The following is a 12,542-nucleotide window of genomic DNA, read 5'->3' as shown; positions in this document are numbered from 1 at the left end:
GCCGGTGAGGTTAGCTGACCGTGCCGTCATGGCAGGGGTGGCAGCAGGTCGACCGTCAGGTCGCCGCGGACCCGCAGCACGCGGGGTCGGTGGCGGAACCGGCCGAACTCTTCCGGGCGCTCTTGGTCGGCTTCGATCTCCACCACCACGCTCGGGGCGACCGGCATGTATCTGACCGGCGGGGCACCGGGCAGCCCGCCCACCGTGCCCGGCAGCTCGGCCAGGTCCGCGCCGGTGGGCTGCAGCACGGGCGCCAGCTCGCGGCGCAGGGTCTGGGCCAGCGGCAGGCTCACGCCCACGGCCCGCATCCGTCCGTCGGCGCGCGGCAGGCCGAGGACCAGGCACTGGGTGGCCGGGGTCCGGCCACTGACGCCAAGGACGGCGGCCTCGCTGGTGTGCGTGCGCCGCCATTTCAGCCAGCCCGAGCTGCGGCCTGCAATGTAGGGGAGGTTCGGCTTGGCCACGAGCCCCTCGACGCCGCCCAGGCCGCCCACCCACTGCAGCGCAGTGTCCACGTCCCCGGTCGCGGGGACCGGCCGGATCAGCGCCGGTACGCCCTCCAGGATCTCGAGCATCCTGTGGCGGCGCTCCTCATATCTGCGCGGCCGCCAGTCGGTGTCTGCGACCGCAAGAAGATCAAAGACGGCCAGGTGGACCGTGAAGTCCTCCCCGCGCCGCAGTCCGCATCCAGAGCGCGACTGCAGCCGCGAGAAGGCCACCCTTCCGTCCTGTAGGACCGCAACCAGCTCCCCGTCCAGCACGCACTCCGGCAGAGCCCGGGCAGCCCGCGCGACGTCGGCAAAGGAAGCGGTCAGGTCGTTGCCATGGCGGCTCCAGAGGCGACCCGCACCGGCGAGGACCTGGCAGCGCCACCCATCGAACTTTGGCTCCAGACTCAGGCCCGTGCCACTGCGGACCTGTTCGACAGGGCGGCACAGAGCCAGCGGGACCGGAAGCGGAAGCAACTTCATGAGCTAGCCGTACCCCGCTTCCACGATCGCGCAGTTCTGGCAGGCCAGTCTTCACCTGCTCGCCGTTGCCCTCGTCGGGTGCAGCCGTGCCTTGCAGATGCCCCGCCATCCACGTTGTTGATCTGCCGGGTGGCCGTGGTCGTTGGTGATCTACGCTGCGAGCCGGTGTGTCGTTGGTGGACGTGCGGCAGGGACGTGGGGAGTGGGCAGTGGACGTAGCAGTTCCCTGCGGGTTCAGCTGAGGATCAGTAGAGATAGACCGCCTCGAAGGAGGTGCCGTGTTCCAAGTCGTCGAAGACAACGGCGGGGTCCACTTCTTCCGCCCGCACGATGCTCACTCGGTGACTCGCACCCATCGTTCGGAGCAAGTGATTGACGAGCCTGGCGTCAACTTCCAACTCTGTGCGGAGCTTGGCGTCGGCACCCTGATCGAGTGGCCGTGGGCGATCCGCGGCCACCAGGCGGACGACCAATTCGTGGCGCCTGCCGTAGGGGACGGTGCGGGTCTCTACAAGGCCCTCAGCAGCAAGACCGTTGATCGCTCTGCGCGTGGACTCGCGGTCTGACCGTTCAACGGGCTCCCCCTTCGTGGATACGACGAGGCAGCGGAAGAGCACCCACGACCCGCCGAACTCCCGCTCAACGCCCTCCAGACTCGCCAGAACTCGACGCTGGACCTTCCCGTGCCCACGACTCATGACCGCACTCTAAGCGTTGAAAAGGCTGACTCTCGGGGCCCGGATAACAACGCTTAGGCGCCTGCCGCAGTCTTCGGCCATGGAGTACTGGTTCGCAGCTGACGCCGCTGCATCTTCCGCACGCTCGGATGCCTCGACGAATGAGTTCCTGTTCGCGGGGATGTTTTTGTTCGCCGCGCTCATCGCATTCGTCGCGTACCTCGCGTTCGCGTCGCAGCGCACCCAGAGCCGACAGCCGCGGCGTTCGACGGGCGGGCGCCCGGTGGCAGCCGCGCAGTTGGCGATCGCCGGGTTGGTGCTGACCGCCATCGGGATCGTGGTGTCCATCGTGGCTCTGCTCCACGACTGGTGACAGGGTCCATGCGGATCACGGCCGGATGGGGCCAGGTCCGTAGCTGGCTGGGTGCGCTGCCCGGATGGCCTTCATAGCGATCCCCGTCAGCTCGTGCTGCGCACGGCCTGTCGGTGCGCGCCTCCGGCGGACGTCGGTGCCCGCTGCGGATCCGAATCCCGTTGGACCTACCACCTGGTGGGCGCCCGGAAGAGCCTCGCGAGGGTGCCTACGCCAAGGACAAGACCTTACCTCCGCGTCGCCCGAGGTGGTCGCCGCGGCCGCCGTGGTCCTCGCGGCCCGGCACTCGCGGCAGCCGGGACGTCGCAGTGGACGGGAGCTGCTGAGCCCCGGGTCGCTATCGATGCGTTCCGCCGGGCCGGAGATGCTGCCGGCGAGGACGACCACCGGTGCGGCAATTGCTGACTCCGCTGCACGGCGGGCTGTCGTTATTTCACCCGCTCTTCGAAGTCGCGGTTCTTGCCTATGTCGATCCACACCACCATCGACGGCAGAGAGTTCTTCGCGTTCGTGCTGTAGGTGGGCATGACGGGTCGGGCAGGCTCCTGGCCTGCGGCGCGGATGCCGCACCTGGTGGGCAAGAAGCACGATACGAATGAGTGGCGTGCTTGTTCGTCGAGGGCGAGTTCGGCAGCGGTACACCGCGAACGATGTCGTGGGAGCAAGGAGCTAGAGAGATGACCAGCGAGGCCGCACCGAGAAATTCTGTGACCTGCATCACCTGAGCGCGAAGCGGTCGAGAGATTGAACTTCCCTTTGACCAGGTCTTTTTGTCCGAGCCTGAAGAAGGCAAGAGGTCGAAACACACACTACTGCGGCATCGAAGAGACGTTCCCCCGGGTCGTAAAAAACATCCCGTTGTGGGGCCTTCGCGGCACTTACGAGCCTGAGTCGGCTGTCAACGCCCACGAGTACGGTTATGGCTACCGAAATCCCTTCGGCACGACGAAGGGAGACCTCTTCGCTGGCCATGGTTTGGACGCCCGGGCCGCCGAGAGATCTCCCTCTCGTCACGTCGAAGTGGTCCGTCCTGCTGTGAGGAGAACTGACCGAGTGACGTCCTTTGAAGGTACCTCAGGCCCGACCCCGGAGCCGAGCCCGGACCGGCTGGCATGGGCTGTCACCGTGACCGCGTTCGTCTCGATCGTTGCCGTGGTCGTGCTGGCCCTGACACACAACGCAGACGCGGCGACCCTCGTAGCGGGCATCGGAATGGCAGTCACAGGAGTTCAGTTCAACGCACGCAACCGGCGCTGAACAGCAGATCTGAGGTACACCACGCTGAGCCTCTGTTCGGGCCGAGTTCGTTGGGCCCGAACAGAGGCTCAGTCCGCTTCGAGAACCTCGGTGAGCCGCCCCGCGATGGCATGGTGACCATGACGCCTTACCGTCACAACCCGGTCGGCATATCGGACATCCGTTACGGATTCACGTCATGATCGAGCACGCTTCCGCTCGCGGTACGCGGCCTGGCGGCACTTCGCGCTGCAGTACCGGGCCGTGCTCCGCCGCCGTACTCCCGCCCACAGCACCAACCGGCACTTCGGACCGCCGCAGGTCTGCCAAGCCAGCAGCCGATCGTGTCGCCCGGTGGTTGTACGCAGGAACTCCGCCGCCTTGGCGTCGACCATGATCGTCATCATGATGTGGGCCCGCTCGCGCCGACGCCGCCAGCGGTACGCGGCCGCGACACAGTTCGGCCCGCAGTAACGGCGCCGCGGCGACGCGTTCGCCGGCAACAGCCGACGACAGCGCTTGTACTCGCAGCGCCGACGCTTCGCTGTGGTGTTCACCGTCAGCCACCCCCAGCGCCCAGCCTGGCCCGCATCGGGCCCGCCGTGAAGGGCGCCTGAGTGCCCGCAGCTATTGAGGAAGGTCTGGTCCCCTACCCCACCAGCAGAACTGCTTCTTCTTCTGCTTGGCCTCGGCCTTGGCCAGGCACGTCGGGCACAAAGGGTTCCCGCTGTCGCCGTACTTGCGGGTGGTGGCCCCGGAGAATGCGCAGGGGCCCATGCCGGGGCCGCTGCTACGGGTGGTGCGTTCTGGTGCAGGGGTGCTCATGCGCCCGATAGTCGAACGCAGATCGAACATTCCGACCCGATGCGAGGCGTCAGGCGCATCGTGTCCGGCACGCGACTGGCCCCTGTCTCGATCGGCCGGGTGCTAGTAGCCCCCCATGTAGCGCATCTCCTCCAGGTACTCCATCTGCTGCTCCTCGAACGCGTCGAGCGCGCCGGAATAGCCGGCCTGCAGAAGTGAGGCAAGTTGATGCACCCGGTTGATGTGATCGTAGAAGTTGATGTTCGTCTGGGACTCGCGGGCTGGCCTGCTGTCGGACCCTTTGCCGATCATGGAGTAGCGGAAGGTCTCGCCGGTCTCGTCCTGTGCGTCGAGCCACCGGAGGGCCTCGAACGACTCCGCGTCGATCCGGTTTTCGGGCGGGGCGAGATCGGAAATCAGACCTAGGTACCGGTTGAGACGTTCCGCGAGCTTCTTGATGCTGTGACTGTCACCGCGAAGCTTCACCTCGAGCTTCTCATGGCTCAGACACTCACCGTTCGTGCCGTACTGCCCACACCGGATGATGCGGGCGGCGGTCCGGATCAGCCACTTCAGGCTGAGCTCCACGCTGTGGCGGTAGTTGTAGAGGATCGGCACCGGCAGCGAGTCGTCGGGACCTTCAAGGCTCCAATGGGTCGCCGCGATCTCGGCCACACGTAGGTAGCCGCCAGCGATAGCCAGGTCGTCCTCGTGTCGGCCGCCGATCACGGCGATCTCTTGCTGCGGCCACTTGGGGCGGGGCAGGTCCATGAACAGACAGGATCCCCGGCGCCAGCCGCGACCACCACAAATTTGCCCGCGGCACGGGCGCGGCCGGAGGAATTGGCCGGGGGTCTTCGCTCTTCCCCTCGCCGCCCGGGCCCGTAGCGGCGGGCGAGGCGACCAACTGGCAGCCAGGGCACGCGTCGAGTGACGCATCGCCACGGCCTGACCCCGGCCCGCAGTTGCTGCACCCTGCCGATCTTCGGATGACCTGACCACCGCAGGGCTTGCTATCAATGTCCGGCAAGGCGCGTCGGCCCTGGAAGTTCCGTTCTGCGGGGAATGCGCAGCGCTATCCCTGATGATGGGGACCGCCCGGGCAACGGATTACGGCGGAGGGGTGCGCGCATGGTGGTGGAGGATGGCACACGGCAGGACGAGCGCATCGTGGGACGGGTGTGGACGGTGCGCCTGGGCCCCTACGGTCGCCCTTCCGCTGGTGCGGTCCGGCTCTCCTGCTCCCGCCCCACCTGCACCGAGCAGCGTTTCCCCGGCGGCGCCCCCGTGGGACGCAAGGCCGCGATCAGTCACGTCAACACCCACCTGGCCCATGTCCGCGCAGGCGGCGGGCCGCGCGGCGAAGCATGGTGCGCCTGCCGCGCCATGGACTGCGCGTGGCACACCCCCGACCCCGAAGCCGGACGCCGGGGCGGGACGCGGCCGCCGGTGGCGGCGGGGTGCGGGGGCCCGGTGGTTTTGACCGTGTACGCGGACCGTGCCGGACGGCTGTGGCGGATCGCGGAAATGTGCGCGCGCTGCGCGGCCTCCACCCCCGGCTGCCGGGTCCTGGACACCGCCCCGCCCACGGAACGCGCCAGCGCCCCGGCCAGGCCCAACCATGCGGCGGACAACGCCGATGCGCACCCTACGGGCGGCACCGGGCACAAAGGCGCAGCGGCGGTTTTCTCCGACCACGGCCCCTCCCCGGCTTCCGGCACTGCGGCATCGCCAGGCGCCGGTCCGTTGCTCCCACACGCCCGGGCCGCCGCCCCAGCTACGCCCTCCCGGCGCGCGAAGCGGTGGGGCAAGATCGGGCAGCGGGCTGTGCCGCACAACCTCGAGCCCGACGTCCTGCGCCTGGAGCTCATCGAGCTCGGGGACGCCTTTCGCGCCTACCAGCAGCGCCCCCAGCCCGACTTGGTCCTGTTGGCCACCCTCCACGAGCGCAAGGCCCGTGCCTTTCGGTTGTGGGCCGACGTGTCCGGCGACGGCGCCCTGCGCCGTGAGGCCCAGCGCGCCGAACTGGCCGCGCAGACCACCCGCGAGATGCACACCAACCGCACCGGCCAGGTCACCGACGACACCGTGGGCGCCGACGTGCCTGCAGTGGAACGGCTGCTGACCCGGGGCCAGTCCGTGCACGCCCGCGCCGTGCTGGACTACGTTGCCGCCCACGCTCCGCATCCCGAGGCCGAAGTACGCCTGATGGTGCTCATGCTCACCTTGCGGGCCGCGCGGGCCGGTACCGGGAACGTCACCGGCCAGGACCTCACCGGCTGGCTCCCCGACGATGCCGAACGAGTCCTTCACCAACTGGTCGCAGCCGACTGGCTACGCCTGCCCCAAACCGTCACCGACGTGATGGCCTCCCGGTCCGAGGACCCCACCGCCATCACCGTCCCCGCATTGCTGCCCGAGCAGATGCGCCCGTTCACCTTCGGCAAGACCACCCGCGCGCGAATGTCCGGCTGGGCCCAGAAAGTCGTCGGCGACCGGAAGATCCGCAAAAAGAAGCTGGGCGCCACCACCCGGCTCCTAGCCCTGTACACCGCCGCCCACGCCCGCCCTGACGGACACCTCGGACTCCCCGAGGACGGCGGCCTGCCCCTGGATCAAGTCGCCGCGTTCTGCGCGCTCTCGCCCGAACAAGTCTCCGAGCACGCCGACCTGCTGGTCACCGCCGACTGGCTCACCGAGGCCGACACCGCCCAGGGACTGCTGCGCGGGCAGCTCACCGAACGCGTCCTGCCGCTGTCCGGGCTGCTGTAGCACGCAGTAACTCGATCGCACCTTCCCTGACCTGGGGTGCGGTCAACGGTGACATCGCCGACTACAACCGCGGGGACCGCGAGGTGAGGCGTACGGTGGAGATACAGGCTGCCCATAGGCGAACAACTCGCCCTCCCTTATCTGACATTGGCTTCCGATCGGGGCAGCATCGGCGGTGAATGCCGGAGTTCGGATGCCACCATGACCACATGCTTCAGGCGCGCGCGCCTGCCCGCTTCCGCATCGGCCCTCCGGTGACGGCGGCCCGGCTGGAGGCCGTCTTTCTTGCTGCCCGCTACACCGGCGACACCGAACCCGGTCTGCGCATCGGCGAGGCGTGCCGGAGGGCCCTGCACAGCGCGTATTCGGTGGGGATCACGCTGGCGGCCGACGCCGCCCTGGCGCAGCGGGTGTCGCTCTGCGCGGTCGGGCCGCTGGCCCGCAAGGGCGAGGAACTGCAGGTCAGTCTCGGGGAAGGCCCCTGCGTGCAGGCCCTCAGCCAGCGCTCTCAGGTCCTGGTCGCCGACCTTGACGACGCCGCCACCACTAGGCAGTGGCCGATCTATGCCCAGCAGGCCAAGACACACCGCATCCGCGCCGCCTTCGCTCTGCCGGTTCTTAACGGCGCCGACCCGGGACGGCAGGCCGGCCTTGTCCTCACCCTCTACCGCCACCGCCCGGGCCCGATCTCCGACGCCGACCTGCAGGTTGCCCAGGGCCACGTCGACGCTGCCGACCTCCTGCTGCTCGCCGCGCCCCTGCCGGGGGAAAACGAACTCGTCCACGCATGGCTCCTGCCTGCTGACGCCGTAGTGCACCACGCCATCGGCATGATCAGCTACCGTCACTCCCTCACCACCGGTCAGGCCCTGGCCCTACTGCGCGCCCACGCCCACACCCAGGCGACGACCCTGAGCGCCCTGGCCCGTGACATCGTCGACGACCACATCGCCCACCTTGACCCGCCCCCCTCCAGCAGCTCGGAAAACTGACCGAGGGAGCGATCTCGTGGCTAGACGGGCCTGACAGACTGGGGCTGGTATCTGCTGATCTGCATGAGGAAGCGTTTGGTGCTGTTTCACGGCGATGCATCAGGTTTTGCCGCCCCAACGCCTTGAGGCAGGAGGGCTGAGTGAAGGAGTGAGGAAGCGGTTGCGGCGGCTGAGCTGTTCGTTCCGGAGCACCCTGTCACAACTCAACTCGGGCCAGCACGTTGCGGTTTGGCCGCCAGCCAGGCCTCCAGAAGCGCCGCACATCTCCAACATGACCCCTCATGACGGGTATCTCAGCGACCTGTCCGACGAACGCTGGGGAGCTGATCGAACCGCACAGCCTGGCGGGTCCGGCGCCGCCGAGACGCCCTGGACACCGGCCGCCTGCCCCAACACGACGGTGCAGGCGGGGCGGGTGACTGCTCCCCTGCGCTGCGATCGAGGAGATGCCCGGCCGAGCCCACCACGGTGCTGTCCCGCCCCGAGCTTGTGACCCCTTGGTGGAACGGTCTGGGCCTGATGGGACCGTCCCTAGGACGGCGACCAGGGCATGCACGACGGCCGCGACGGTGCCGCTGCTGGCCTGGCGCAGGTTGCCTCGCCCAAGTCCCGTGCTGCGTCCAGGGCCTGGGAGAAGGCTGCGCCGAGCAGGCACAGGCAGGCTACGGCTCCCGTGGCGAGGAACGGGATAACGGCGGCGAGTACGCAGAGCGGGACAGTTGGCCGCATACATCCGTGCGCCCCACGCCCAGACTGGAGGCCACTGCCGGTGCACGCCCTGTGCCGGTCAGCGACCTGCGGTTGCGATGCGCGCAACGTCCTGGATGCGGGGTCCGGGCACTCAGAACGCCCGCCGCACATCACCGAGCGGTATCCCGTCGGGCGGTACTGCGGAAGGGCACTCGCCCACGTGGAAGCTACGTGCTGCTACCTGAGTGCGCGATCCGGTTAACGCGCGCAGCATCCTGTAAACGAAGTTGATTCCGAACCTGTGGTTCGCCGTCGACGAGAGCGAACTGCACTTCCACGACGACGCCCTCACCTACGGAGCCCAGACCTTGCCGGTGACTTGGTAAGCACCCATGGCACACCGGACCCGGCACACGGGCCCCGACCATTTCGCCCGCCTCGCCACGACCGGCCGCGCCCCGCAGGCCGAGAGGATGCGCGTACCGGCCGTGGCAGTCCGAAGCGAGCCCGTGTCGCTCAGCGACCTGGCGACCGCGGTCGTCTTTGAGGGGGGCACCTGCTGTGGGCATCGCCCGGACCAGCACACGACCTGCACTGCGCAACTGCCCAGGCGTCACACCATGGTCATCTGCCGCCCCGTAGCGGCCTTCCTCATAAACGCCTCGACGTCCTCGGCCAGCTCCATCGGCGGGCGGTAGCCGCCGGACCAGTCTTGCAGCGCTTCCTTCACCCGGCGGGCCCGGGAGCGTGCACCACTTGCCCCCTCCAGCACCCCCTCGTCGGTGAGCCGTCGAGCGAGAGCAGGCAGGTCGGCTGCCATCTGCGCGAAGGCCTTCTTGCGGTCGTTCTCGACGAGGAACCCTGCCTCCCCGACCGCGAGATGCCCCAGGTAGTTCACTCCGCGGGCATCGTCGGCCGCCAGCTCCGGGATGGCGCGCTCCGCGACGCGGCGCCGCTCTGCGGTGTGCCCGGCGCTGCGGAACTCCGGCAGCCTGGCCAGATGGGCAGCATGCTTGGCCACGTCCTCCCGTGACGGACGCTGAAGGGCGAACGGCCCGTCCATCGCTGCCCTGTCGTCCGACACGGATTCATCCACGGCCTCATAGCGCCTCCACAACTCCTCTACTTCCTGCCCAATTTCGCTGGCCCAGTCGGCCTCCTCGCTCCAGGTGATCAGAACTGCCCCGTCGGAAAAGCCCAGCTCAGCTTCGGCGCAGCGCCCGTGATGGGCGCGAATGCGTTGCTGCAGGGCACGCCACTTCGCCCTGTCCGGCGTGGTGAACTCCGGAACGCCGTCTTCCTCTGCCTCCTTCAGAAGGTCGTTTGCGTCGAGGACGTCGAACTCTGCGTACACGATGCGGGCCCCGGCATGCAGCGCCAGTTCCCAGAAGGTCTCCCCCGTGACCTGCGCGGACGTCAGTCGGCAGATAAGCGGTGAGCCCTCGTCGGTCCTCGCCGGGATTTTGGGGACAACGAGAGCCCTACCGTGTTGCTCGAGCTCGGCTGTCTGCTGAACCAAGTTGTCCAGATCTGTGACGGAGGTGGTGGAAGTCAGCGGCATGTGGTGATCAGTCCTTTTGCGAGGCGGCTCAGAGAGCCGAAGCCGACAGGTGAGCGCGAAGGTAGACGCTGCCACTGACAATCCGCCTGAAATGGGCTAATAGGCATACGAACGGAGCGACGTCTTGAGCTGAGTCCCCATGCCGAACGGAGAGGACGCCCCGCCGCCAGTCCTTCGTAGAAGGCGTGACGAACCAGCCATTGAAAGGCGTCCCTGCTGACGGTTGCGCCCCGGCGCGCGATACTGGGGCCATGGCCGCACAGACCCCCTCGTTCCCGGTGCCGAACGCATTCGAGCTGCTGTGTTCGCAGTACGCCAAGCGGCTTCCCGAGCGTCTGGAGGACCTGGCGGGCCCTGCCTGCGGCACCGTCGACCTGCCACTGCACGTGGCATGGTCGGGCCGCCGCTCTTACACGCTGGATCAGCCCCGGTCCCGGATGGGCCTGTACCGCACCGTTCTGGCCGAAGGCCAGCGCCAGGACCTGATCAGCCTCCTGAACCGGGACCTGCTGACTGCTCAGTGGCCCACGCTGCGGACCTTGATCAGCCGTCCGCTCCGCGATACATGGGAAGCGGCCTTCCCGGAACTGGCCGTCGCCAGGACCACGGCCGCGTGAACCTGAGCCACCTGCACCGCCGGCTCCTGGCCGACGTCCTGGCTATCGGCGCGCCCTACCCTCTGGTCATCACCGGCGGCTACGCGGTCCAGGCCCATGGCCTGGTCGACCGCCTCAGCCAGGATCTGGACGTGGCCACCGAGAACCCCGCCCCCATGGACGAGATCGCCCGCACGGTCAGGGACGGCCTGGTGCAGCGCGGCTGGACCGTCCGGCAGATCGAGACCAGCCCGCTCTCCGGTCGGCTCATCGCTGCCGATCCCGCCACGGGTGAGGAGTGCGAGATTGACATCCTCAAGGAAGCCTTCTGGTCCCCGCCCGCGGTGAGCGAGCACGGACCGGTCCTCGCCCTGGATGACGTGATCGGCACCAAGGTCCGTGCGCTCGCCGACCGCGGTGCGGTGCGTGACCTCATCGACGTGCATGCCGCCTCCCGGCACTGCACCACCGCCGATCTTGAGATGCTCGGCCGCCGCCATGCCCGCTTCGATTTCAGCCTTCACGACCTGCGCGATCGTCTCGCGGGCGCTGAATGGTGGGACGAGGAGGACTTCAGCGACTACGGGCTGAGCCCCGAGCAGATCGCCGCCCTGCGCGCGTGGGCACTCGTCTGGATCAGCGACCTCGATACCCGGCTCTTCGCCGACACGGACCCAGACGACAGCTGACTCCCTAAGCGAGACGCTGCTCTTCCCGCATCTGCATACGGCGCACAGTGGGCCTTCGCTTCGTCGGTCCGCGGCTGGCGCGCCTGTCCTATCCGAGCCCGGTGGGCAGGCTCCACGTGGAGGAAGTACACGACCTCCTCCACGAGCGGAGTCCGGGTGACTTTCAGGCGGGTGTATGGCGTGACGTGGGCACTGCAGCAAGTGTAGGAATTGTTAACGCGGCAAGCGTTTGCCCGGCCTGGACCCCGTTGGCCTGACGTGCTGGCCCATTGGGCGGCCCGGTCTTGCTCGTATTGGCTCAAGTCCGTGTGCTGGCCTGCCGCGTGGGGGTGGGGGTGCGGAGCAATGGGTGGACGGGACCGTTTCTCCACCGTGCTGCCTTCGTTTCCCCGAGCATGGGACAGGGCGAGAGAGAACGGTGACGGCGTCTTGAATCCTGTTGTTCCGGCCGCACTTCCTTATGCGTACTGGCTGAGGGTCGACTCTCTTGCTCGGTCGCTTGCGAGCGGTGCCGGCCGGAACAGGCCAAGGACAGTGCGGCAGGGATTCAACAGTGGCGCTTGTTCAGCAGCGAACGCATGTCGCGCAGCAGGCGGCTGGTTCGGCCGGTGATACTGACCGTTGCCGCGGGTTCTGTCGTCGCCGCGGTGTGGGTGACGGCCGTGGCCGGAGGCTGAGCTCCCCAGCCGCCCCGGGCGCGAGACGTGGGCGCCTTGCGGGACAGCTCCCCCCATGGTGCGTCCCGCAAGGCGCCGCCCCCTCCCCGAAGGTCTGCCGGGCTCGCTGCACTAGCCACGCGCCGTAGATGCGTTCGGCGGCGGGGTGCCCGATGGTGCGCACGGTCGTCATCACGAGGTCTGTCTCGCCGGTCATGAACTGGCCCCAGGCATCAGCGCGCAGCTCTGCCAGCTCAGACTCGCTTACCTCAGCCTCAAGTCCGAGGGCGCGGCCGTTGGCGATGTCGTCCTGGTCATGGTGGCGGCCGTCGTTCGACGTCGCCCCGTCCGTGCCCGCCTGGGCCGACCGCTGGCTCGAACGCGGTGACGGCGGCCCGGGGAAACCGGCCGATCCCTCTTGCAGGTGATCGCCTCGTTCATCCCCACCCGGCAGATCCCGCCGCCCGGGCGCCGACGAGTAGAGCCGGGTGTGCGGCCGTGACCTGCGATGTCGCCCGCCGGCCC

Annotated in this window: 11 protein-coding genes; 7 read left to right on the top strand and 4 right to left on the bottom strand. The window is 68.3% G+C overall.

Going from position 1 to position 12,542, the window contains the following annotated elements:
- Nucleotides 1-26: 26 nt before the first annotated feature.
- On the bottom strand, nt 27-971 hold the full coding sequence (locus ACWGIH_RS33980) for an ATP-dependent DNA ligase (protein WP_453450389.1): 945 nt from the start codon (nt 969-971) through the stop codon (nt 27-29).
- A gap of 278 nt (nt 972-1,249) precedes the next feature.
- Between ACWGIH_RS33980 and ACWGIH_RS33975 the strand changes: the two genes are divergently transcribed.
- The 3 genes from ACWGIH_RS33975 to ACWGIH_RS33965 all read left to right on the top strand — a co-directional run bounded on the left by ACWGIH_RS33975 (nt 1,250) and on the right by ACWGIH_RS33965 (nt 3,278).
- Nucleotides 1,250-1,537: a hypothetical protein gene (locus ACWGIH_RS33975; protein WP_453450390.1), complete on the top strand. Its 288-nt coding sequence runs from the start codon at nt 1,250-1,252 to the stop codon at nt 1,535-1,537.
- Nucleotides 1,538-1,748: 211 nt separating this feature from the next.
- Entirely contained in the window at nt 1,749-2,021 is a 273-nt protein-coding gene (locus ACWGIH_RS33970; protein ID WP_453450391.1) for a hypothetical protein, read from the top strand.
- A gap of 1,125 nt (nt 2,022-3,146) precedes the next feature.
- On the top strand, nt 3,147-3,278 hold the full coding sequence (locus tag ACWGIH_RS33965; RefSeq protein WP_453450393.1) for a hypothetical protein: 132 nt from the start codon (nt 3,147-3,149) through the stop codon (nt 3,276-3,278).
- 606 nt (nt 3,279-3,884) lie between these two features.
- Here ACWGIH_RS33965 and ACWGIH_RS33960 read toward each other — a convergent pair.
- Nucleotides 3,885-4,082: a hypothetical protein gene (locus tag ACWGIH_RS33960; RefSeq protein ID WP_453450394.1), complete on the bottom strand. Its 198-nt coding sequence runs from the start codon at nt 4,080-4,082 to the stop codon at nt 3,885-3,887.
- Nucleotides 4,083-4,184: 102 nt separating this feature from the next.
- On the bottom strand, nt 4,185-4,832 hold the full coding sequence (locus ACWGIH_RS33955; protein WP_453450395.1) for a hypothetical protein: 648 nt from the start codon (nt 4,830-4,832) through the stop codon (nt 4,185-4,187).
- A 360-nt stretch (nt 4,833-5,192) separates the two neighbouring features.
- Here ACWGIH_RS33955 and ACWGIH_RS33950 point away from each other — a divergent pair, with 360 nt between their 5' ends.
- Together ACWGIH_RS33950 and ACWGIH_RS33945 are read left to right on the top strand one after the other, a co-directional pair.
- The gene (locus ACWGIH_RS33950) at nt 5,193-6,833 is read left to right on the top strand and encodes a hypothetical protein (protein WP_453450396.1); all 1,641 of its coding nucleotides are present in this window, start codon (nt 5,193-5,195) and stop codon (nt 6,831-6,833) included.
- A gap of 209 nt (nt 6,834-7,042) precedes the next feature.
- Nucleotides 7,043-7,825: a GAF and ANTAR domain-containing protein gene (locus ACWGIH_RS33945; RefSeq protein ID WP_453450397.1), complete on the top strand. Its 783-nt coding sequence runs from the start codon at nt 7,043-7,045 to the stop codon at nt 7,823-7,825.
- Nucleotides 7,826-9,128: 1,303 nt separating this feature from the next.
- Here ACWGIH_RS33945 and ACWGIH_RS33940 read toward each other — a convergent pair.
- The gene (locus tag ACWGIH_RS33940; RefSeq protein ID WP_453450398.1) at nt 9,129-10,076 is read right to left on the bottom strand and encodes a hypothetical protein; all 948 of its coding nucleotides are present in this window, start codon (nt 10,074-10,076) and stop codon (nt 9,129-9,131) included.
- A gap of 251 nt (nt 10,077-10,327) precedes the next feature.
- Here ACWGIH_RS33940 and ACWGIH_RS33935 point away from each other — a divergent pair, with 251 nt between their 5' ends.
- Together ACWGIH_RS33935 and ACWGIH_RS33930 are read left to right on the top strand one after the other, a co-directional pair.
- A complete protein-coding gene (locus ACWGIH_RS33935) occupies nt 10,328-10,693 on the top strand; it encodes a hypothetical protein (RefSeq protein ID WP_453450399.1) in 366 nt (121 codons plus the stop codon).
- Entirely contained in the window at nt 10,690-11,361 is a 672-nt protein-coding gene (locus tag ACWGIH_RS33930; RefSeq protein WP_453450400.1) for a nucleotidyl transferase AbiEii/AbiGii toxin family protein, read from the top strand. Before ACWGIH_RS33935 ends, ACWGIH_RS33930 begins: the two co-directional genes overlap by 4 nt.
- The last annotated feature ends 1,181 nt before the right edge of the window (nt 11,362-12,542 follow it).

Source organism: Streptomyces sp. NPDC054872 (assembly GCF_053610705.1).
This window is presented reverse-complemented; position numbering and strand designations above follow the sequence as displayed.

Coding starts and splice junctions, on each gene's coding strand:
- ACWGIH_RS33980 (WP_453450389.1), bottom strand. CDS start 971: ATGAAGTTGCTTCCGCTTCCGGTCCCGCTGGCTCTGTGCCGCCCTGTC.
- ACWGIH_RS33970 (WP_453450391.1), top strand. CDS start 1,749: ATGGAGTACTGGTTCGCAGCTGACGCCGCTGCATCTTCCGCACGCTCG.
- ACWGIH_RS33960 (WP_453450394.1), bottom strand. CDS start 4,082: ATGAGCACCCCTGCACCAGAACGCACCACCCGTAGCAGCGGCCCCGGC.
- ACWGIH_RS33955 (WP_453450395.1), bottom strand. CDS start 4,832: ATGGACCTGCCCCGCCCCAAGTGGCCGCAGCAAGAGATCGCCGTGATC.
- ACWGIH_RS33950 (WP_453450396.1), top strand. CDS start 5,193: ATGGTGGTGGAGGATGGCACACGGCAGGACGAGCGCATCGTGGGACGG.
- ACWGIH_RS33945 (WP_453450397.1), top strand. CDS start 7,043: ATGCTTCAGGCGCGCGCGCCTGCCCGCTTCCGCATCGGCCCTCCGGTG.
- ACWGIH_RS33940 (WP_453450398.1), bottom strand. CDS start 10,076: ATGCCGCTGACTTCCACCACCTCCGTCACAGATCTGGACAACTTGGTT.
- ACWGIH_RS33935 (WP_453450399.1), top strand. CDS start 10,328: ATGGCCGCACAGACCCCCTCGTTCCCGGTGCCGAACGCATTCGAGCTG.